The sequence below is a fragment of the Methylobacterium sp. NPDC080182 genome, from assembly GCF_050281105.1.
Taxonomy (GTDB): Bacteria; Pseudomonadota; Alphaproteobacteria; order Rhizobiales; family Beijerinckiaceae; genus Methylobacterium.
Map to the genome: position 1 here is coordinate 213,973 of NZ_JBNNWO010000008.1, position 17,099 is coordinate 231,071.

Consider the following 17,099-nt stretch of genomic DNA (forward strand, 5'->3'; position numbering starts at 1 on the left):
TAATGCCATGACTACGACCAGCACCGCTTCCGCCCGCGACCGGATCCTGATCTTCGACACGACGCTCCGCGACGGCGAGCAGTGCCCCGGCGCCACCATGACCTTCGACGAGAAGCTCGCGGTCGCCGAGTTGCTCGACACGATGGGCGTCGACATCATCGAGGCCGGGTTCCCCATCGCGTCGAACGGCGATTTCGAGGCGGTCTCGGAGATCGCCCGGAGGACCAAGCGCGCGACAATCGCCGGACTCGCCCGCGCGATCCCCGCCGACATCGCCCGGGCCGGCGAGGCCGTGCGCCACGCCAAGCGCGCGCGGATCCACACCTTCGTGTCCACCTCGCCGATCCATCTCGCGCACCAGATGCGCAAGAGCCAGGACGAGGTCGTCGAGATCATCCTCAAGACCGTGGCCCAGGCCCGCGACCTCGTCGAGGACGTGGAGTGGTCGGCCATGGACGCGACCCGCACGCCGCTCGACTACCTGTGCCGCTGCGTCGAGGCGGCGATCAAGGCCGGCGCCACGACCATCAACCTGCCCGATACAGTCGGCTACGCCACGCCGTCGGAGTACCGCGACATGTTCGCGAACGTCCGCGCGCGCGTGCCGAATGCCGACAGGGCCGTGTTCTCGGTACACTGCCACAACGATCTGGGCCTCGCGATCGCCAATTCCCTGGCGGGCATCGAGGGTGGCGCCCGGCAGGTCGAGTGCACGATCAACGGCATCGGCGAGCGGGCCGGCAACGCGGCGCTCGAGGAGATCGTGATGGCGCTGCGCACCCGCGCCGACGTGCTGCCCTACGAGACCGGCGTCGAGTCGACGATGCTGACCCGCGCCTCCAAGCTCGTGAGCCACGCTACTAACTTCCCGGTGCAGTTCAACAAGGCGATCGTCGGCCGCAACGCCTTCGCGCACGAGAGCGGCATTCACCAGGACGGCATGCTGAAGAACGCCGAGACCTACGAGATCATGACGCCGGCCTCCGTGGGGCTGACCAAGACCTCCCTGGTGATGGGCAAGCACTCGGGCCGGGCGGCGTTCCGCTCCAAGCTGGAGGATCTCGGCCTGCACCTGTCGGACAACCAGTTCCAGGACGCCTTCGACCGGTTCAAGGCCTTGGCCGACCGGAAGAAGCACGTCTACGACGAGGACATCGAGGCGCTCGTCGACGAGAACCTCGCCACGGCCCATGACCGGATCCGGCTGGTCTCCCTGTCGGTGATCGCCGGCACCCGCGGACCGCAGCGCGCCACGCTGCGGATCGCCGACGAGACCGGCACGCGGATCGAGGAGGCGGACGGCAACGGGCCGGTGGACGCGGTGTTCAACGCGATCTCGGCGCTGGTCCCGCATCAGGCGCAGCTGGAACTCTATCAGGTCCATGCCGTGACCGGCGGGACGGACGCGCAGGCGGAGGTCTCGGTGCGGCTGCGGGACGGCGAGCGCAGCGTCACCGCGCGCGGCGCCGACCCGGACACGCTCGTGGCGTCGGCGAAGGCGTATCTGTCGGCGCTGAACAAGCTGTCGGCCCATTCCGTGCGCGTGCATGCACAGCATGCGGCGGCGGAATGAGAAAAAGCGGCGGCCGGGGGTGGACAGGCCCCGGCCGCGTTGGTATCAGCCCGCCACCCCGGACGGACTTGGTGGCCACCGGGCGGTCGCAGAAGCGATCGGGCGCATAGCTCAGTTGGTAGAGCAGCTGACTCTTAATCAGCGGGTCCTAGGTTCGAACCCTAGTGCGCCCACCAAGAATTCCCTCGAAAATCCGGCCTTGGGCGGTCTTTGGGCGGCAAGCCCGGAACAGGCCCCTTCGCGCAACGGCGCGCGGTCAGGCTAAGCGCGCTCGGCCGACATGTCCGCGAGCGCCACGACCCGGGCGGCGATCTCCTCGATCATGCAGGCCACGAAGGCGCCGTCGCCGAGGACCTGGCGCCGCTCCCGGATCTCCGCCTGCATCAGGCCGACCATCGTGTTCGTGACCCGGTCCACGGTCGTGACCGGGCTCTCCAGGCGCGCGAGGCGGGGCGCCACCATGTGCGAAAGGACGGCCTGGCGGCAGAGGGTCGAATCGGTCATGTCAGCCTCGACGTGTAGGTGCCGGCCGGATGGATGGTGACCTCCTCGACGTCCGCATCGCCGGAGATGAAGGCATCGCCCTCGGTTCGGACGCGCAGCCCGCCGGCGAAGATGTCGAGCGCCTCCTCGACCGGGACGCCGGCCGGCGGCGCCCAGAGGCCCGCAGCCACGGCCTGGCGGGCGAGGAGCAGCAGTAGTGGGTACGGGAGGTCGACCCTTGCCTCCGGCTCGGACGCCAAAGCCTGCGCCAGCATGTGGCCTGTGGAGTGGGCGGTGACGGTCATTCCTCGTCCTCGGGCTGCTGAGCGTCCACGCGCGCTTTCAGGAGGTCCAGCCAGTCGAAGCCTGGCACCTCGGTGTCCCGCCAGCGCAGGCCGTTCCAGAGGGCCATGAACTCCTCATGGGAGATGACGACTGGGTCCAGGGTGAGCCCGGCATCCACCCGGGGCACGATGTACCCAGGCAGCCTCGCGATCTCGCCGGCGACATACGAGCTCTCGTAGAAGTCGCTCGCCTTCCGAAGCTCTGCGGCGCGGTCCCGAATGACGGCGAAGACACGGTTGAGGAGTTGGTTGCGCTCGCCCTCGGTCATGCCGAGACCTCATCCGCCCAGATGCGCTCCTGGAATGCGCTCCCGCCGAGGACGAGCTCGCCGGCGACGGTTCTGATCTCAACCGGGCGCCAAGTGTTCTCCTCGACTGCCCAGCGCGCGGCCTGGATGGCCTCCTCCACGGTACATGCTTCCTCGGAGTGTCTGCCGTGGAAGCGGTAGCCATGAATGACGAACAGCTTGGGCCGCGCCGCTAGCTGGGCAAGCTCGGCCGCCTCGTCAAGATGGGCCTTCACCGCCTCGCTCAGGGCGGTCTCAGCGGCGCCGAGATCAGTCCAGACCGATGGGTTCGGCACCGCGATGCTGTCGCCCTTCTTGTCCTTTACGAACCCCTCGACCGGTGCCGAGCAGGCCTTCATTCGGGCCTGGCGCCAAGCGATGGCGGCGGCTTCGACCTTCGATGCGAACATGGCCGTATCCCTCAGCCGTAGTATCGGGAGAACTTGAGCTCGCGGCTCTTGAGCGCGGCCGCCGCGATGGCCGGGGCGTCCCGGTGCCCGTCGACGACCGCCCGCAGCGCCTCGCGGTGCAGCCAGTCCTCGACGATGTGGTCGCCGCAGGACCAGTGGATGCCCGCCTCGGACAGGGCGACCACGATGGCATCGACTGCCTCGACAGACAGCGACGGGCGCTCCTCGAAATCGATCCAGCAGACGACGTGGCCGAACCTAGGCCACTCGTCACCGTCGGGATTGCACTCGGCGCTGAACACCTCGCCATCCACTTCCGAGACACCGCGCAGCAGCGTGACGTGCTCGTCCTCGCCGCCGCTGTCGAAGAAGTAGGCCCACACCGGCCGGTCGGTCGGGATGCCCTTATGGCCGCTCTGCCAGGTCGGGCGGTTGCGATAGGCCTCCAGGGACTTCACCGCGCAGGGACGGCATCGCCGGGAGCGCTTCGCGGCCACGAAGACCTCGCTGCATTCCCGGCAGGGGCCGACGTACTCGCCGGGCGCCCAACCATGCGGAACGAGGTCCTCCACGGTGTAGCCGTCGTCCGGGTTCTCCGACCGAAGCGGCAGGGGCCCCGCGTTGGTGAAGATGCGGTCCTTCCAGGGCTCGGTCATGCAGCCTCCTTCGCCGGAACCGACGTGCGACGAACGACCGAGGCATCCCAGTCGAGGTAGCCTCCGATCAGGTCGATGCGGCCGAACGTGATGCCGTCCTTCTCGTCCTCGTCTACGGAGAGGTCGCCTTGTAGGTCGGTGCAGTCGATAGTCCGGGCGGGGTACTCGTCCCGGAATGCCATGAGGCGCGCCTGGCAGCCGACGCTGCGCCAATTCATTAGCACCTGGCGGCCCGGCGCGCCGGCGGGCCACTCCCACGGCTCGATGACGAGGTTGTCCGGGGTGATGATGTTGTCGATGTAGTCGAGCTCTCCGCAGTCGTAGAAGAACGTCACCGACCACCCGTCGCGCGCCCCGAAGGTCACGTTGCTGTACTCGTCTTCGAGGTAGTCGGGCGGGTTGGCGCTCTCCACGATGTCGAGGAGCGTCCACACGTCGGGGAGGCGGCCGCGGATCGCCTCGTAGGCGACCGCCTTGTCGAGCTCGGTCTTCTCACGCCAGGACGGGCGGGCCGGCTCCGGTGGCGAGTTGTGGAAGGTGATCAAGGGCGTCTCTCCCATGATGGACGGCCCGGCGTCGCGATGGGCCTGCATGGCGGCGATGGCGCGCTCCGCGGCCGCGCGGATGCGGTCGATCTCAGCCATGGAAGGACCCCACGACCGGCAAGTCGGCATCGCGGGTCCGCTTGGGCGGCGCCGGTGGCTCCGGCGGCAGTCTGGCAAGGTCGCCCCGCACGATGGCGGTGATCACCTTCGCGATGACCTTGAGCAGGGCGACCGCCTCCGGGTCAGCTCCCACGACCGGGACGACGGACTCCAGCCACCGCGCTTCGCGCTCGTGGTCGGCCAGCCTAGTCCCGTCTCTCGGAGGATCGAACAGGACGGCGTGAAGTTCCCTGCACAGGCCGAGTCGGCACCCGGGCATGACGCGCCTCGCGAAAGCTTGCGCGGCGGACAGGTTCGTCGGGAGGATCTCCAGCCTGTCCCCGACTTCGTAGTCTGCGAACTGGGCCAGCAGCAGGGTCACCCGGTGCCGCTCTTTCTGCCCGCTCAGGTCACCGGCCAGCAGGTCCTCGATCTCGGACAGGCGTTCCAGCCCCGCCTCGCAGCACATCCGCTCCAGGGCGTTCCGGGTCTCGGGCGACATCGTGCACGTGGCCGTGAAGGTCACGTTGAGGTCTTCGACCGTAATGGGCGGGCGCTCGGCGCGGTCCTTGGGGAGGATGTCGTTGAGGCTCACCTCGAACAATCCAGTCGAACCGGCGGGCCGGAGGTACACCCCCTCCGAACGGCGCTTGAAGCTGGCGGCCATGATCAGTCACCCCTCTGGAAGCCGGCTCCGATCAGGTAATCGAGCGCAGCGTCGAGGCCGTCCCCGCGCTGGACGATGGCGACCGCCTCGGCGAGGACCTCCTGGTCGGACAGCACGCGGATCGCGGCCGCTGCCGCTTGGCGGACACGGTCGGCCTCCCGGGCAGCGGCGGCCGCCTTCCCGGCGTCGGACGCGTTGAAGCGGCGGACCCAGTCCTCGTGGGCCGCGATCTGCCCGGGCGTCATCCTGGCGTAGAGGCGCGCGACGGTCTGTTCGGTGGTCTCGGTGGCCATGTCAGGCAGCCCTCCGGAACAGGCGGGAGAGGACAGAGGGCGGCCGGGCGACCTGCGGCGCGACCGCGGTACGGGCCTCCGCCATCCGCCTAAAGCCTTCGCCGCGGCGCTGATCGCGCACGGCCCGGAGAGCCTGAACGCGGCGCAGGTGATCCCGATACAGGTCGGTGCGCTCCGCAACCGGTACGATGCGGGCCACCTCGGCGAAGAACAGGTAGGGCGACTGCAGGTCGGTGCAGTCCTCAACCACCCGGAGACCGACCTCGGCGACGCGGGCGAGGAATGACTCCCACGAACCGTAGGCCGCCTCGGCTTCCGAGCGCATGCGGATGCGGTGGCCGTCGATGACGAACAGCACCGGCGGGCCGAGGGGACGCCTCCGGGGTGTCGGGGGCAGCGGCATGGTCAGCCCGCGGGCGCGGCGGACGCGGTTCCAGTGGAGGCGCATGGTCAGGCCTTTCTGATCTCGACGGCGGACAGGTTGGTGGCCGCGTCCATGATCAGCCGGTTCAGCGTCGCGTAGTCATGACCCTCGGGGCATTCGAACTTCGGGATCAGCGCGACGACCCGCCGGAGGATCTCCTCGGTGGTGGCATGCGCAGACCGCAGGCGTGCGAGGTCGGCTCGGACAAACCCGGCGTCGCGCAGGACCTTCAGGGCGACGTCGCTTTCCCATCGCTCCGGCTAATCGACGCTCTCCCTGATGACCTCGTCGATGACGGCATCGTCGTCCATCGCCTGCAGCTTGGCGATGCGGTCCCGCTCCGTGGCGGCCTTCTTTTCCCAGAGGGTCCGGACAGCCTCGTCCAGCCGCCCGGCATCCTCGCCATCCAGCGCCGCGACGGCGCGCGCGAGGCTATCCAACTCGTGGTCCCTGAGCATGTCGTGATCCCTTCCCACAGGGATCGTGCCCCCGCATTGCCGATCCGGCCATGGGGCGCTTGACTCGACGAGGGTTTCCGGTCTTGGATTGAGTCGGTCCTCGCCTTGGCGGGGGCATGCCTGCATGGGCGACGTGGATAGCAGCCTCGATGTTTCCTCCCGTCGGGAGGGCAAAACAGGCGGTATCAACGGGACTGAGAACGAGACCGTCCCTCCCGGTGGGAGGGCGAACCAGCATTCGAAGTGGCAGTCGGATACAGTGCGTTTCCTCCCCCCTGGGAGGGCAAACTACTCGCCGACGGCATGGACAACACCGACGCTTCCTCCTCCCGGCTTCGGGAGGGCAACCGAACACCGAAAAAGGGCTCGCCGAACCGGCGGGCCCTTTTCCATTCCGGGGGCACCGTGGGCGATGCTATGCCGGCGGCATGATCCGCCTCGCCCATGTCGACCCTGACGCCTTCGAGATCCCCGACGGGATGGTCGCGGTCGGCTTCCTCGATGCCGGCGCCGTGCTGGCCTACGATGCCGACCGGCGCCCCCATCGCGTCGAGGACGGCCTCGCCACGCCGCTCGATCCCGCCGACGTCAATACCGGGCTGGCGCAAGCGGTCGAGGAGGCCGCGTCCAGGCTGTGGCCTGAGGGGTGGAGCTACGCCATGGCGGAGGCATTCGGCATCAACCGGCGAAGCCTGCAGCGCGACCGCCTTGCGCGGAACGGGCTGCATCCGGCCATCCTGCAGGAGCTCGGCGCCCTTTCGTGCCATGACGACGCCGAGGGGATCGGACGGCTCGCACACGCCCTGGCCTGGTACGCCGACCGCTGCTCGGACCGCGACCATCCCGCAGACCGGCTGGACGACGCCGAGCAGGGTGCACTCAACGCCTTGGCAGGGCTCCGCCGGGTCCGTGGCGGCCGCGTGACGAAGCCCGACGGGGATACAGACAAGTGAGGGTCGCCCATGTACTCTTTCGTGGGTTCGCCCTGCTAGAAGCGGGGCTCCCTAGCGCTGAGAGGCCCATGCCGCTCGCGCCGACCCGGACGTACCGACATGACCAGACAGCCCGTTCTCGGGACACCCCCGACGCTGCGTGAAATCCTCTGCGGGACGACGCCATATGGCGGCTCCGCCTATCGCGACCTCTACGCGCATCTCGCACATACGTGGCCGAACCTGATGCTCGGCGACCGGAAGGCGCTGTGGGAGGACCTCGGCAATTCATGGCCGATGGTCGAGATCCTCGACGGCCTGTGGACCGCGGCCGCGCGAGTGCTCGACCGCAAGGGTTCCAACGCCGGGCCCGATCCCGAGGTGTTCCAGGAGCAGCTCTCCCATTCATGGGGAGAGCTCGGGCGCCTGCTCGACGGACGTCCGGCCGACGACGTCGAACTCGAACGTCTGTACAATTTGCCGAGCCCGCTCGACGAACTGCACGACCGGCAGACGACCCTGCTCTCGATGCTGGGCAACCGGGCTGCGCACCAGATGATGCCGGACGTCGTGTGGCGCTACGCCAGGCGCGCCAAGCCGGACGCCGGGCTGCTCCAACTGTACGCGACTGCATTCGGCATCACTCACGACGAGTGCAGCTTCGCCCCGCGGCATATTCCTGGGACGCGGCTGCTCGACGTCCTGGGCCACTGGCGCGAGACCGGCATGCAGGCCATCGCCGATGCCGCCCTCCTGGCGCGTGGCCAGATCCGGGACGCCGTGGCCGAGGCCGTCGCGGAACGCACGGCGCCCGCCCGGCCGGAGCCCGTCGCGACCATCGCCCGCATCCGCAGGGAGGCCGCCGAGGCGGAAGCCGAGCAGTCCGCCCCTGAGCCCGAGGCTGGGCCGGGCGTCGTCGTCGTGCCCCGCATCGGGGGCGGCGCGAAGGGCCAGTCCAATACGGACGCCGCGAAGGATCTCGGGGGCATCCTCGGGCGGAGGCTCCCGCGTTATGAGTTCCCGTCCGACCGGCACGCCCTCGTCGAGGAGGCCGCCGCCGAGGCCCCGCACGCCCGCCGGTTCTTCGAGCGCCTCGTCGCGCTCCAGGACACCCGGGAGCATTGGGCCCTGCCGCCGATCCTCGCCCTGGGCGACCCGGGCGGGGGCAAGACGACAGCGGTGGACGCCTTCTTCCGGCGCCACGGCCTGCACGTCGAGCGGTACGCCTGTGACGGCTCGGCGGACAACGCGGCTGCGGGGACTCCTCGGCGGTGGGCGAGCGGCGAGGTGAGCCTGCCCCTGCGGGCCTCGATGACTGCCGGCTACGCGAATCCGGTCATCCTCTGGGACGAAGTGAACCGCGCCGGCGGCCAACGCCAGGGCTCGGGCGGGACGCTGCGCGACGCGCTGACATCGTTCCTGGAGCCGGCCAACTCGGCGCGCTACCGCGACCCCTACGTCGAGGCCGAGGTGGACATCAGCCACGTGCTGCATGTGGCGACCGCGAACAACCTGTACGGCATCGCCCCCCAAGTTTTGGACCGGCTCGTCGTGCTGGAGTTCCCCCTGCCGACGCGGGAGCACCTGACGGTCCTCGCCCGCCGCATGGCCGCCGAGATCGCCCGTCGCCAGGGCCTGCCAGATGACCACGGGGAGCTCGACCGGGCCGAGCTTCAAGCGCTGGCCGAGAACTGGCCCGGGGGCAGCCTGCGCGGCCTCCGTCGCCTTGTCGAGGTCGCCATGCAGGTGCGCCTGCAGGCGCCCTGGGCCACCCGGCATTGAGGGGGGCGACCATGCGCGACACTCCCCACATCGTCCTGTCCCGCATCCGGCTGGCGTGGTCCTCGCGCCGGTCATGCGGTCTCGTCGCCGCCGCGATGGGCATCCGCGTCGAGCGCGTCATCGCCCTCCAGTCCGAGGGACGCCTCTCGCCCGAGGATGCCCTCCGGCATGCTCTGGAAGCGGAGGCGATGGCGCTGTGCCTGTCTCCTCTACCCAACGCAGGCACGCCCCGGCTGGTCTCGCTCTGATGCCGACGGTCCAGGCGTACTGGAACAGATCCCGCAAGGTTTGGAGCGTCCGCGCCAGCGGTCTCGTCGTCGCCTACGAGCCGACCCTGGCCCTCGTGGGATGCCGCCTCCACGCCGGCGAGAGCGCCCGTCAGAGGTGCGTCCGATCCGGCGACAGGGACGTGCATGCCTGGATCGCGGGGGAACTCGCCGACGGGCCGCGTCCGGAGGACCTGGTGCGGATCGGCTACCGGCCGAGCGAGGCCGGCTTCCGCCGCCGGGACACGAACGAAATCATCACCCGCGCCGACGTCGTCGCCTTGGAGGCCGACGGTTCGGCGTGGGCCCTCAACCCGTCCTGAGAGGACCTCCTAGAATGCGCGCCGCTATCCTTGCCCTCGCTCTCGCCAGTCCTTCGGCCGCCCTCGCCGGCGACCTGTTCCCGACGTTCGACACCGGCTGGCGTTGGGCCGTGACGGAGCCGGCCCCGGGCGGGCTCCGTCGGTTCGGCTACGTCGACGCCGAGCCAGCCGGCCCCGCCACGTGGCGCGTCCGCGTAGAGTGCGGGATCGAGGATCCCCGCACCGGCCGCGTCATCCGCCGGGTCGTGGGGACCGGTCAGTCGACCAGGGCGCGCCTGCCGGGGTTCGGCGGCCGCTTCGACCTGCCGGACGGACGGTGCAGTTCGTTCATCGTCACCCAGGACGACAAGCGCCCCGAAGCGCTCGACCTCTACGGCGAGTTCGACGAGGGGGTGCCGGAGTGTCCGAGGCGTGGCGTGGGTGCACTATCGTCCGGGGACTGATCGCCTACCGTCTCGTCGCGGGGTCGGCCCGGGAGGGCACCATGCGCGATTCGGACTTCGCCTTCGCGGTCGCCCTGTACGTCGTGGGGGCGGCCGTCACTGTTTGGGCGGCATACCCTCGGCACGATGTCGGCATCTCACGTGCTGACGTGGTGCGCACAAGTGCTGACGGGGCAAGGCACAACACCCCGACGCAAGAATTCCCGATCTTTTTCAGGGTCGCCCTCAGGCCTACTAGAGCGGTTTCGGTTTAATTGGGGTCGTATCCTGCCGCGACGAAGAAGTTTGCGACCTCGTCGGGCGTAACGGCATCGACGAGCCGCCCGATTGTGGTCCAGAGCCCTTCGCGCATGCGCGCCGCGGCCTTGCGCAGCCCCGCCTTCAACTTCGAGAACGCCATCTCGATCGGATCGAAGTCCGGCGAGTAGGGCGGGAGGAACAGGAGCCGCGCGCCCGCCGCCTCGATCGCCGCGCGCACGGCCGGGCCTTTGTGGCTGCCGAGATTGTCCATGATCACGATGTCGCCGGGTGCGAGTTCGGGCACCAGGACCTGATCGACGTAGACTTGGAAGGCGTCGCGGTTGATCGGCCCGTCGAGCACGAACGGCGCGGCGATCCCGGACAGGCGCAGGCCCGCCACCAGGGTCGTGGTCTTCCAATGACCGTGCGGGACGGGGGAGCGCAGCCGCTGGCCGCGGGGACAGCGCCCGCGGGTGCGGGCCATGTTGGTGGCGGTCCACGTCTCGTCGAGGAACACCAGCCGGTCCGGGTCGAGATCGGGCTGGCTCTCGAACCACGCTTCCCGGGCGGCCTTCACGTCCGGCCGATCCTGCTCTGCGGCGTGGGCCGTCTTTTTTTGTACGTTAGGTCGCGCGCGTCGAGGAAGGCCCACAGCGTGCCGAGCCCGACGGTGAGGCCATGCTCGTCCTGCAACCGGGCGCGCATCTCCTCCAGGGTGATGTCAACCTTCTCGTCGATCAGCGTACGCAGGAACGTCTCGTACGGGTCGAGCTTGGAGCGGCGGGCACGCCCCTGCGGCCGGGCGGCCACCGTCCCAGTCGCGGCGAGCGCCGCCATCCAGCGGATCGCGGTTGCTTGGCCGACCCCGAAGCGGGCGGCCGCCTGACGGCGCGAGGTCGCCGCAGCCGCGGTCACCACCCGCTCGCGCAGGTCCAAGCTGTAGGAGCGGCCCATGCATCACTCCGGCTGTCGACCGGCCGAGTGAATCAGCCTCCCAGCGCCGCGTGAACCCCACCAAGCCGACTCAGCCCAAACCGAAAACGCTCTAGCGAGCCTGCACCCACCCGGCCTTGAGCGCCTGCACCTCGCGCAGGACCTCCTCGAACCCGTCGATGCGGAACCGGTCGTCGATCAGGGTGCCCTTCGCCTCGGCGTCCATCAGGATGATGCAGCCCGCCGCGATGTGGGCGAGGTGTGGCACCCGGCTGTCGGAGGCACGGTCGACGCCGGTGGCGTACTCGTCGAGGTGCCGCTTCATCGCCGAGACGTAGGTGTTCGTCGGGATGGGGGTGTCCCGCCAGTTGTAGGGCCCGTACTTGATCGCGCCGTTCTCCAGCGCCGCGGTGATCCACAGCATGGCGATGGGCGACACCAGGTGCGGCTCGGGCTTGAGCCGGCCGGCGCCGGTCTTCGGGTTCTCGGCGGGGGTGGCATCCCGGGGCGCCGTTGGCTTCGGCATCGTCGGCTGAGGTGCGGGAATGTCCATCATCACGACCTCCGGAAGCGCTCGAACGCCCGGCGCCAGGCGTAGGACCGGGCGACCGAGACGACGGTGAAGATCGCCGTGAGGGCGAGGGCCTGCCCGCCCCCGACGGCGAACCCGAACAGCGGGTAGACGACGAGCCCGATCATCCACGACAGCAGCATGCCGCTGCCGGTGTTGGCGAGCGTCTCGACGAGGCTCATGCGGCGGGACTGGCTCACGGCCCGGTCCCCACGATGATCGGGCGGCGGCCCGCCTTGATGTCCGCCAGGAGCTCGGGCCCGAACCACTCGTCGACGGCCTTCCGGAACGGTTCGCAGTCGAGGAGCGACGGGTACTCGTAGACGAAGGCGCGCATGGCGACCGGGGCACCCGCCTCGACGACGGCATCCGTGTCCTCGGCCCACCGGGCCTTCGACATGGCGCCTCCGGTGACAGCGTAGATGAGCGCCTCCAGGTCGCCCCGGGTCTGGTTCGCCTCGTCCACGAGGTCGCCCAGCGTCATTCCGCCAAAGGGATGCGAATGCAGCCCGAGGGCCTCGACCACGGCGTCGTCGGTCTCGTCGCCGGCCAGGAGGACGGTCTCGCGGGTGATGGTCACTGGATGGCACCCTTGATGTTGACCCGGTGGCGGCAGACCTCGCCGTCCTCGGCGTGGAAGGTGACGGCGTTCAGGGCCCGGCTCGACCGGTACCCGCCGGCCGCGGCGTGGACGTCCTTCCCGGCCGGGGACGAGAATGATTCGACGCGGACCGGGCCGCACTCCTTGGCCGTCTCGTGGTGGATGTGGCCGAAGAACATGTGCCGATGGTCGGTCTCACCCCAGTCACGGGCCCGGTCCGTGGCCAGCATCATGGCCATCTGCTGGGGCTTCATGGTGTGCCCGTGGGTCGCCCCGAGCAGGCACTTGCCGAAGCGGCGGAACCAGTGGTCCCCGGGCGCGCCGGCGACGGTCACCCCCTCTCGTGGTCCTCGAAGTAGAGGTCGAGCGCGACCGCCAGGGTCTTCGCGGCGTCCTCGTCGTGGTTGCCCGGGAGGAAGGCGACCTCGACCCGTTCGTGCCGCTCGGCGACGGCCTTCGACAGGCCGACCGCCAGGCGGGCGCCGATGTCGTAGACCTTCCGCCAGCGCCCGTCGCCGTCGAGGGTATGGCCCGACCGCGCGGTGACGTTCCGCCGGTCGTTCATGTGGAAGTAGTCGCCGAGGAACAGGATCACGGCATGACGGGACGGGGGCGCCATGGCGAGCAGCCGGGCGAGCTCCCGCCGGGCCATGTCGGCCGCGATGCGCAGGTCGTAGCTCTCCCCGCACTCGAACGCCCATGCCAGCATGCCGAGGTGCAGGTCCGGGATCACGTAGACGGTGAGGAGGTCCTCGTCCTGCGCGGCCGGGTGATCGGCCAGCACCGCGGCACCGCGGACGTCTAGCATGACCTCCCGGAGCGAGGCGGCGAACGCGACCGGGTCAGCCCCGGCTTCCTTGGTCTTCACCCACCGGGCGATCTCGCGGCCGAGGGCGTCGACGAAGGCGCTGACGCCCTTCACGACCTGCCCCTCGGGCACGACGAAATGCTCGCCGTGGGCGCGGGTCTGGACGACGGTCTGCCCGGCGAGGCGCCCCGCCTTGTCGTAGCGTGCCGAGGTCCGGTTGACCTTGAACCCCGGGAGCACGGGCTCGAATCCCAGCAGCCCGCGCTCGGCCGCCCATGCCTGAACCGTAGCGAAGCGGGCTTCACTACTCTTTTCCCGCACCGGTCCGGAGACCTTGGAGACCCGGAACCGCACGGTCGCCTCGGGCATCCCGAGGGCCTTGGCGGCGCCCGCGAAGCTCTTCGCGGTGAGGAAGGCCGAGACGACCTGTTCGGTGGTGACGGCGGTCATCAGGCGGCCTTCCTGGTGAGGGCGGGAACCCGGTTGAGGCGGTCGTTCAGCCGGGCGGTCAGGACCATCGCGGTCGAGATGCCCTTGGCCTTCGGCTCCAGGCGGGCCGCCTCGGCCTGCCCGGCGATGTCGATCTCGTCGAAGGCGCCGAGGAGGGCCTCGCCGGCGTCGCGCCAGTCCTTCCGGTAGTGCAGGACGTCGTAGAGCGCCTTGATCACCGGTGCGACGAGGAGGCCCGGCTCCTCGCCGTTCGAAGTCTCGGTGACGCACTGCAGGGCGGTCACCAGGGTGTCCCGGCCGTAGAGGTTGAGGCACTCGGCGAGCGTCGCCACGGACATGGTCTGCCCCGGGGCCTGCTTGGCGGTCGGCACCGGGTAGGCGAGGACCTCGACCCCGGCGCAGCGGCAGGCGTCCCCGATGGCGAGGGCCTCGGGGTCCCCGGCGGCGACCGCGGCGCGGTGGATGGTCTGCCGGTTCATCCGGGTGGTCGACCCGTTGATGGCCTTGAACGCGTCGGCCTGCTCGGACGCGGGCGGGATCACCACCTGGCAGGGGACGGTCTCGATGCCGACGAGCGCGGCCGCGGTGGTGCGGTGCTGGCCGTCGATGATCGCGAACATGCCGCCCTCGACGGGGGCGACGACCACCGGGGCGAACCGGGCCCAGCGGAAGTTCGCCGCGATCTTCGCGACGTTGCGCTCGCCCTCGCCGCGGATGGGACGCTGGTAGGTGTCGTCGACGACTAGGCTGCTGATTGCCAGCCACTGGAGCATCGGCGCGGCGCCCGGGACGGGGCGGTCGTTGGGGCGCTTGAACCCCTCGGCGGTGATGGCGCGCATCAGGCAGCCCTCTTGAACTGGGCCCAGTAGAGCCGGGCGGAGACACGGGCGAGGACGGCGTTGGCGGCCGCGTCGTAGCGGGCGAGCTCGTCGGCGGAGTAGCCGGGGGCCGGGCCCTTGGTCGTGGACACCGCCCGGAGGAAGGCGATCTCGGCCTTGAGCAGGGCGATGTCCGCGGCGGTCATCTCAGGCGTCCCTCTCGGGGCCGCGCTGGGCCTCCCGCTCCGTCGGGCCCGGGATGGCGGCGCCGGCGGCCGCGGCGTTCACCGTCCCCTGGATGAGGGCGCCGGAGACCTGGCAGATCACGAGGAGCCCGAGGGCCACGAGGACCGCGATGGCGGCCCGGGCGAGCCCGAGCGCGATCCCGACGACGGCCCGGCGGAGGATGCCCCCGCGGGGCTGCGCCAGGGGCAGCGCGACGGCGACCAGGGCCGCCATGACGATCAGGACCGGGAGCGATCCCGGCTGGAGCGCGAGGTAGATCCCGGTCGTCACGGCTGCGGCCTCCGGCGGGTGGTGGTGGGCTGGGGTGCCTCGCGCAGCAGCCCGACGACCGCCATGGGGACGCCCCGCACATGGTGGTCGAGTTCGCCGATGCGCTTCGTCAGGCGATCCTCGACCTTCTCCAGGCTGTCCGTCCGGACGTAGTCCCGGTGGATGTCGTCCCGGAGGGCGGTGAGGCTGCTCTCGACCTTGGCGACGCCGGCGGCGGCCGCGGTGGACTTCTCCACCGAAGACTCGACCGACGCCTGCAGCCCGCGGGTGCGGTCGGCGAGGCGCCAGATGATGGTGCCGATGGCGATGACCGGCAGCGCGATGAGGAGGAGACCGACGAGGGTCTCCCCGGAGCCGAGGGAGGCGGGGTTCACGGCGTGGTTCTCCCGAAGGCCGCCACGACGGCCTTCATCCAGTGGAGCGCCCGGTCCCCGCAGGCCGGCTTGGCGCGGTCGAGCAGCTTGGCGTCGGCGATGATCCGGACGGCGTCCCGGCGGCCGAAGGCGCGCTCGGGGATCTCCGGGAACTCGCGGTGAAGGCAGGCCTCCAGGTCCGCCGGGACGGGCGGCAGGACCGGGCGGACCGTGACGTCCGGCACCCCGCGGGCGCAGGACCCGAGGGCGAGGCAGGCGGCGAGCGCCATGGCGACGGCGGCGCGCATCACAGGCCCCTCAGCATGCGGGCGTCGTCGCCGCCCACGCAGGCCCCGTCCGGGGTGCGGGCGAGGTGGCGCTGCAGGTCGGCGAGCCGCTTGGCGGAGGCTTTCGCGGCGGCAGTCGCGGCATCGGCGCGGGCGCGGTCGTCGGCCGAGATCTTGTTCGCCTCGGCGACCTGGCGGCGCTCCTCGCGCAGCGCGGCCTCGGCCCGGGCCTTCTCCTGTCGGAGCGTGCGGGCGGCCTCGACCGCGAAGGCGTCGTGCGCGCCCTTGGCCTGCCCTGCCTGGTACAGGGCCGCGCCCACCAGCAGGACGATGCCGGCGCCGATCAGCGGGCGCCTCAACCAGGCCGGCAGGTAGGCTGTCGCGAGGACGGCCAGGGCGATCAGCCCGATGCCGCCGATGCCGGCCAGCGTGGCGGCGAGGGAGAACGCCGTCCAGCCATGGGAGACGATTGTCGCGAGCTCGCTCACCGGCGCCTCCTCCGCTTGGCGGGCTTCGGCGCCGGCGCGCGGATCGCGCGGATGGAGGCCTCGAACTGCGCGTCGACCACGCGGGAATCGGATGCGACCTCGCCCGAGCCGACGAGGGCGACCATCACCGGCGAGGCGCCCTGGTCGAGCCGGGGGCACATCGGGCCCGACAGGGCGACCGCGACTGCGAGGGGGGCGAGGCCGCACATGGCTCAGACCCCCTTCAGGCAGAGGGCGCGCTCGGCCTGCCGGCGCTTGACTAACCCGGCGAGGACGCGGCCGTCGGCCTTGTCGTAGAGGAAGAAGGCGTTGCACGTCGCCCGGCGGTCGCCGGCGTTATAGTGGCGCACGACGCTGGACCGGCAGAGGCCGCCGGTGCCGATGTTGTAAGAGAGCGAGAGCATCGCCTCGTAGACGTTGTCGCCCATCGGGCGGGTGACGCAGGCCTCGATGGCCGGGGCGTAGTCCTCACCGAGGCGCTTCACGAGCATCGCCTGGCACTCGGCCACGGTGAACTTCATGCCCATGCGGACGCCCTTGGTCTCGCCGATGCAGACCGTCGGGATTCCCACGCTGTCCCGGTAGGCGGTGGTCCGGAGACCCTCGAACTGGGTGATGGTCCCCACGCACAGGGTGGCGAGCCCGGTGCCGACGATGAAGCGCGTCGAGACCTTGCGGCGACGGCCGGCGACGGGGGCCGTCGCAACCATGAGGGGTGCGGCGGCGGCGGGAGCGGCCGGGGCGACGGCAAGCGCCGCGCCGAGGGCGGCCGCGCCGGCTGGGCGCCGGAATGCGCTGAGGAGGCGGCCGAGCATCAGGCGTCATCCTTGGGGGTGGTGACGCCCGGCTGCGCGATGCAGCGCGCGACGAACCCGGCCATGCCGAGCCCGAGGTTCGCGAGTGTCAGGGTCATCGGGGACACGAGGTCGGAGCCGGACCAGAAGCTCACGCTGGCCTGGGCGAGGTCGAACATCATCGCCGCGGCGAGGAAGCGGATGCTCCAGGCCCGCTTCAGGACGGCTTCGAGGTTGTGGACCGGCTCCATTTGG

At 70.5% G+C, this 17,099-nt stretch carries 31 protein-coding genes and 1 tRNA gene; 7 read left to right on the forward strand and 25 right to left on the reverse strand.

Annotated features, from left to right (window positions below; translation table 11 throughout):
- Positions 1-7 precede the first annotated feature (7 nt).
- On the forward strand, positions 8-1,573 hold the full coding sequence (locus ACQKQD_RS16005) for a 2-isopropylmalate synthase (protein ID WP_091676703.1): 1,566 nt from the start codon (positions 8-10) through the stop codon (positions 1,571-1,573).
- 100 nt (positions 1,574-1,673) lie between these two features.
- Positions 1,674-1,749, forward strand: a tRNA-Lys gene (locus ACQKQD_RS16010).
- An 85-nt stretch (positions 1,750-1,834) separates the two neighbouring features.
- Here ACQKQD_RS16010 and ACQKQD_RS16015 read toward each other — a convergent pair.
- The 10 genes from ACQKQD_RS16015 to ACQKQD_RS16060 form a co-directional block, all read right to left on the reverse strand.
- Positions 1,835-2,077, reverse strand: coding sequence for a hypothetical protein (locus ACQKQD_RS16015; RefSeq protein WP_427508842.1), 243 nt, complete (start codon positions 2,075-2,077; stop codon positions 1,835-1,837).
- Positions 2,074-2,361: a hypothetical protein gene (locus tag ACQKQD_RS16020; RefSeq protein ID WP_427508843.1), complete on the reverse strand. Its 288-nt coding sequence runs from the start codon at positions 2,359-2,361 to the stop codon at positions 2,074-2,076. The genes ACQKQD_RS16015 and ACQKQD_RS16020 overlap by 4 nt, the downstream gene beginning before the upstream one ends.
- Positions 2,358-2,669, reverse strand: a complete 312-nt coding sequence (locus tag ACQKQD_RS16025; protein WP_427508844.1) for a hypothetical protein — start codon at positions 2,667-2,669, stop codon at positions 2,358-2,360. Before ACQKQD_RS16025 ends, ACQKQD_RS16020 begins: the two co-directional genes overlap by 4 nt.
- Positions 2,666-3,097: a hypothetical protein gene (locus ACQKQD_RS16030; RefSeq protein ID WP_427508845.1), complete on the reverse strand. Its 432-nt coding sequence runs from the start codon at positions 3,095-3,097 to the stop codon at positions 2,666-2,668. Before ACQKQD_RS16030 ends, ACQKQD_RS16025 begins: the two co-directional genes overlap by 4 nt.
- Before the next feature lie 11 nt (positions 3,098-3,108).
- Positions 3,109-3,753: a hypothetical protein gene (locus tag ACQKQD_RS16035; RefSeq protein WP_427508846.1), complete on the reverse strand. Its 645-nt coding sequence runs from the start codon at positions 3,751-3,753 to the stop codon at positions 3,109-3,111.
- Positions 3,750-4,397, reverse strand: a complete 648-nt coding sequence (locus ACQKQD_RS16040; protein WP_427508847.1) for a hypothetical protein — start codon at positions 4,395-4,397, stop codon at positions 3,750-3,752. Before ACQKQD_RS16040 ends, ACQKQD_RS16035 begins: the two co-directional genes overlap by 4 nt.
- Positions 4,390-5,064 (reverse strand): hypothetical protein, encoded by a 675-nt coding sequence (locus tag ACQKQD_RS16045; RefSeq protein WP_427508848.1) that lies wholly within the window; start codon positions 5,062-5,064, stop codon positions 4,390-4,392. Before ACQKQD_RS16045 ends, ACQKQD_RS16040 begins: the two co-directional genes overlap by 8 nt.
- A gap of 2 nt (positions 5,065-5,066) precedes the next feature.
- Positions 5,067-5,357 (reverse strand): hypothetical protein, encoded by a 291-nt coding sequence (locus ACQKQD_RS16050; RefSeq protein ID WP_427508849.1) that lies wholly within the window; start codon positions 5,355-5,357, stop codon positions 5,067-5,069.
- Between the two features lies 1 nt (position 5,358).
- Entirely contained in the window at positions 5,359-5,715 is a 357-nt protein-coding gene (locus ACQKQD_RS16055) for a hypothetical protein (protein ID WP_427508850.1), read from the reverse strand.
- A 326-nt stretch (positions 5,716-6,041) separates the two neighbouring features.
- The gene (locus tag ACQKQD_RS16060; protein ID WP_427508851.1) at positions 6,042-6,239 is read right to left on the reverse strand and encodes a hypothetical protein; all 198 of its coding nucleotides are present in this window, start codon (positions 6,237-6,239) and stop codon (positions 6,042-6,044) included.
- A gap of 428 nt (positions 6,240-6,667) precedes the next feature.
- Between ACQKQD_RS16060 and ACQKQD_RS16065 the strand changes: the two genes are divergently transcribed.
- The 5 genes from ACQKQD_RS16065 to ACQKQD_RS16085 all read left to right on the forward strand — a co-directional run bounded on the left by ACQKQD_RS16065 (position 6,668) and on the right by ACQKQD_RS16085 (position 9,985).
- The gene (locus ACQKQD_RS16065) at positions 6,668-7,192 is read left to right on the forward strand and encodes a hypothetical protein (RefSeq protein ID WP_427508852.1); all 525 of its coding nucleotides are present in this window, start codon (positions 6,668-6,670) and stop codon (positions 7,190-7,192) included.
- Between the two features lie 99 nt (positions 7,193-7,291).
- Positions 7,292-8,953 carry an AAA family ATPase gene (locus ACQKQD_RS16070; protein ID WP_427508853.1) on the forward strand — a complete coding sequence of 554 codons (1,662 nt, stop codon included), beginning with the start codon at positions 7,292-7,294 and terminating at the stop codon, positions 8,951-8,953.
- 11 nt (positions 8,954-8,964) lie between these two features.
- Entirely contained in the window at positions 8,965-9,201 is a 237-nt protein-coding gene (locus tag ACQKQD_RS16075) for a hypothetical protein (RefSeq protein ID WP_427508854.1), read from the forward strand.
- On the forward strand, positions 9,201-9,542 hold the full coding sequence (locus tag ACQKQD_RS16080) for a hypothetical protein (RefSeq protein ID WP_427508855.1): 342 nt from the start codon (positions 9,201-9,203) through the stop codon (positions 9,540-9,542). Before ACQKQD_RS16075 ends, ACQKQD_RS16080 begins: the two co-directional genes overlap by 1 nt.
- Positions 9,543-9,556: 14 nt before the next feature.
- Positions 9,557-9,985: a hypothetical protein gene (locus tag ACQKQD_RS16085; RefSeq protein WP_427508856.1), complete on the forward strand. Its 429-nt coding sequence runs from the start codon at positions 9,557-9,559 to the stop codon at positions 9,983-9,985.
- Between the two features lie 250 nt (positions 9,986-10,235).
- Here ACQKQD_RS16085 and ACQKQD_RS16090 read toward each other — a convergent pair.
- From ACQKQD_RS16090 to ACQKQD_RS16160, 15 genes are all read right to left on the reverse strand, one after another.
- A protein-coding gene (locus ACQKQD_RS16090; RefSeq protein ID WP_427508857.1) for an IS630 family transposase occupies positions 10,236-11,179 on the reverse strand; the annotation gives its coding sequence in 2 pieces (ribosomal slippage) (positions 10,236-10,843 and positions 10,843-11,179; 945 coding nt in all).
- A 91-nt stretch (positions 11,180-11,270) separates the two neighbouring features.
- A complete protein-coding gene (locus ACQKQD_RS16095) occupies positions 11,271-11,714 on the reverse strand; it encodes a dATP/dGTP diphosphohydrolase domain-containing protein (RefSeq protein ID WP_427508858.1) in 444 nt (147 codons plus the stop codon).
- On the reverse strand, positions 11,714-11,929 hold the full coding sequence (locus ACQKQD_RS16100; protein WP_427508859.1) for a DUF7220 family protein: 216 nt from the start codon (positions 11,927-11,929) through the stop codon (positions 11,714-11,716). The genes ACQKQD_RS16095 and ACQKQD_RS16100 overlap by 1 nt, the downstream gene beginning before the upstream one ends.
- Positions 11,926-12,309: a hypothetical protein gene (locus ACQKQD_RS16105; protein WP_427508860.1), complete on the reverse strand. Its 384-nt coding sequence runs from the start codon at positions 12,307-12,309 to the stop codon at positions 11,926-11,928. The genes ACQKQD_RS16100 and ACQKQD_RS16105 overlap by 4 nt, the downstream gene beginning before the upstream one ends.
- Positions 12,306-12,665 carry a hypothetical protein gene (locus ACQKQD_RS16110; RefSeq protein WP_427508861.1) on the reverse strand — a complete coding sequence of 120 codons (360 nt, stop codon included), beginning with the start codon at positions 12,663-12,665 and terminating at the stop codon, positions 12,306-12,308. The genes ACQKQD_RS16105 and ACQKQD_RS16110 overlap by 4 nt, the downstream gene beginning before the upstream one ends.
- Positions 12,662-13,588 (reverse strand): metallophosphoesterase, encoded by a 927-nt coding sequence (locus ACQKQD_RS16115; RefSeq protein ID WP_427508862.1) that lies wholly within the window; start codon positions 13,586-13,588, stop codon positions 12,662-12,664. Before ACQKQD_RS16115 ends, ACQKQD_RS16110 begins: the two co-directional genes overlap by 4 nt.
- Positions 13,588-14,427 carry a ParB N-terminal domain-containing protein gene (locus tag ACQKQD_RS16120; RefSeq protein ID WP_427508863.1) on the reverse strand — a complete coding sequence of 280 codons (840 nt, stop codon included), beginning with the start codon at positions 14,425-14,427 and terminating at the stop codon, positions 13,588-13,590. Before ACQKQD_RS16120 ends, ACQKQD_RS16115 begins: the two co-directional genes overlap by 1 nt.
- Positions 14,427-14,612, reverse strand: a complete 186-nt coding sequence (locus tag ACQKQD_RS16125) for a hypothetical protein (RefSeq protein WP_427508864.1) — start codon at positions 14,610-14,612, stop codon at positions 14,427-14,429. Before ACQKQD_RS16125 ends, ACQKQD_RS16120 begins: the two co-directional genes overlap by 1 nt.
- Position 14,613: 1 nt before the next feature.
- Positions 14,614-14,922: a hypothetical protein gene (locus ACQKQD_RS16130; protein WP_427508865.1), complete on the reverse strand. Its 309-nt coding sequence runs from the start codon at positions 14,920-14,922 to the stop codon at positions 14,614-14,616.
- Entirely contained in the window at positions 14,919-15,296 is a 378-nt protein-coding gene (locus ACQKQD_RS16135) for a hypothetical protein (RefSeq protein WP_427508866.1), read from the reverse strand. The genes ACQKQD_RS16130 and ACQKQD_RS16135 overlap by 4 nt, the downstream gene beginning before the upstream one ends.
- Positions 15,293-15,583 (reverse strand): hypothetical protein, encoded by a 291-nt coding sequence (locus ACQKQD_RS16140; RefSeq protein ID WP_427508867.1) that lies wholly within the window; start codon positions 15,581-15,583, stop codon positions 15,293-15,295. The genes ACQKQD_RS16135 and ACQKQD_RS16140 overlap by 4 nt, the downstream gene beginning before the upstream one ends.
- Positions 15,583-16,050: a hypothetical protein gene (locus ACQKQD_RS16145; protein WP_427508868.1), complete on the reverse strand. Its 468-nt coding sequence runs from the start codon at positions 16,048-16,050 to the stop codon at positions 15,583-15,585. The genes ACQKQD_RS16140 and ACQKQD_RS16145 overlap by 1 nt, the downstream gene beginning before the upstream one ends.
- Positions 16,047-16,259: a hypothetical protein gene (locus tag ACQKQD_RS16150; protein ID WP_427508869.1), complete on the reverse strand. Its 213-nt coding sequence runs from the start codon at positions 16,257-16,259 to the stop codon at positions 16,047-16,049. The genes ACQKQD_RS16145 and ACQKQD_RS16150 overlap by 4 nt, the downstream gene beginning before the upstream one ends.
- 3 nt (positions 16,260-16,262) lie before the next feature.
- On the reverse strand, positions 16,263-16,865 hold the full coding sequence (locus ACQKQD_RS16155; protein ID WP_427508870.1) for a lysozyme: 603 nt from the start codon (positions 16,863-16,865) through the stop codon (positions 16,263-16,265).
- Positions 16,865-17,095, reverse strand: coding sequence for a hypothetical protein (locus ACQKQD_RS16160; protein WP_427508871.1), 231 nt, complete (start codon positions 17,093-17,095; stop codon positions 16,865-16,867). The genes ACQKQD_RS16155 and ACQKQD_RS16160 overlap by 1 nt, the downstream gene beginning before the upstream one ends.
- Between the last annotated feature and the right edge of the window lie 4 nt (positions 17,096-17,099).

Excerpts from the sequence above, each read along its gene's own strand:
- ACQKQD_RS16005 (WP_091676703.1), top strand. The coding sequence starts at position 8 with ATGACTACGACCAGCACCGCTTCCGCCCGCGACCGGATCCTGATCTTC.
- ACQKQD_RS16015 (WP_427508842.1), bottom strand. The coding sequence starts at position 2,077 with ATGACCGATTCGACCCTCTGCCGCCAGGCCGTCCTTTCGCACATGGTG.
- ACQKQD_RS16020 (WP_427508843.1), bottom strand. The coding sequence starts at position 2,361 with ATGACCGTCACCGCCCACTCCACAGGCCACATGCTGGCGCAGGCTTTG.
- ACQKQD_RS16025 (WP_427508844.1), bottom strand. The coding sequence starts at position 2,669 with ATGACCGAGGGCGAGCGCAACCAACTCCTCAACCGTGTCTTCGCCGTC.
- ACQKQD_RS16030 (WP_427508845.1), bottom strand. The coding sequence starts at position 3,097 with ATGTTCGCATCGAAGGTCGAAGCCGCCGCCATCGCTTGGCGCCAGGCC.
- ACQKQD_RS16035 (WP_427508846.1), bottom strand. The coding sequence starts at position 3,753 with ATGACCGAGCCCTGGAAGGACCGCATCTTCACCAACGCGGGGCCCCTG.
- ACQKQD_RS16040 (WP_427508847.1), bottom strand. The coding sequence starts at position 4,397 with ATGGCTGAGATCGACCGCATCCGCGCGGCCGCGGAGCGCGCCATCGCC.
- ACQKQD_RS16045 (WP_427508848.1), bottom strand. The coding sequence starts at position 5,064 with ATGGCCGCCAGCTTCAAGCGCCGTTCGGAGGGGGTGTACCTCCGGCCC.
- ACQKQD_RS16050 (WP_427508849.1), bottom strand. The coding sequence starts at position 5,357 with ATGGCCACCGAGACCACCGAACAGACCGTCGCGCGCCTCTACGCCAGG.
- ACQKQD_RS16060 (WP_427508851.1), bottom strand. The coding sequence starts at position 6,239 with ATGCTCAGGGACCACGAGTTGGATAGCCTCGCGCGCGCCGTCGCGGCG.
- ACQKQD_RS16065 (WP_427508852.1), top strand. The coding sequence starts at position 6,668 with ATGATCCGCCTCGCCCATGTCGACCCTGACGCCTTCGAGATCCCCGAC.
- ACQKQD_RS16070 (WP_427508853.1), top strand. The coding sequence starts at position 7,292 with ATGACCAGACAGCCCGTTCTCGGGACACCCCCGACGCTGCGTGAAATC.
- ACQKQD_RS16075 (WP_427508854.1), top strand. The coding sequence starts at position 8,965 with ATGCGCGACACTCCCCACATCGTCCTGTCCCGCATCCGGCTGGCGTGG.
- ACQKQD_RS16080 (WP_427508855.1), top strand. The coding sequence starts at position 9,201 with ATGCCGACGGTCCAGGCGTACTGGAACAGATCCCGCAAGGTTTGGAGC.
- ACQKQD_RS16085 (WP_427508856.1), top strand. The coding sequence starts at position 9,557 with ATGCGCGCCGCTATCCTTGCCCTCGCTCTCGCCAGTCCTTCGGCCGCC.
- ACQKQD_RS16095 (WP_427508858.1), bottom strand. The coding sequence starts at position 11,714 with ATGATGGACATTCCCGCACCTCAGCCGACGATGCCGAAGCCAACGGCG.
- ACQKQD_RS16115 (WP_427508862.1), bottom strand. The coding sequence starts at position 13,588 with ATGACCGCCGTCACCACCGAACAGGTCGTCTCGGCCTTCCTCACCGCG.
- ACQKQD_RS16120 (WP_427508863.1), bottom strand. The coding sequence starts at position 14,427 with ATGCGCGCCATCACCGCCGAGGGGTTCAAGCGCCCCAACGACCGCCCC.
- ACQKQD_RS16125 (WP_427508864.1), bottom strand. The coding sequence starts at position 14,612 with ATGACCGCCGCGGACATCGCCCTGCTCAAGGCCGAGATCGCCTTCCTC.
- ACQKQD_RS16140 (WP_427508867.1), bottom strand. The coding sequence starts at position 15,583 with ATGCGCGCCGCCGTCGCCATGGCGCTCGCCGCCTGCCTCGCCCTCGGG.
- ACQKQD_RS16150 (WP_427508869.1), bottom strand. The coding sequence starts at position 16,259 with ATGTGCGGCCTCGCCCCCCTCGCAGTCGCGGTCGCCCTGTCGGGCCCG.
- ACQKQD_RS16155 (WP_427508870.1), bottom strand. The coding sequence starts at position 16,865 with ATGCTCGGCCGCCTCCTCAGCGCATTCCGGCGCCCAGCCGGCGCGGCC.
- ACQKQD_RS16160 (WP_427508871.1), bottom strand. The coding sequence starts at position 17,095 with ATGGAGCCGGTCCACAACCTCGAAGCCGTCCTGAAGCGGGCCTGGAGC.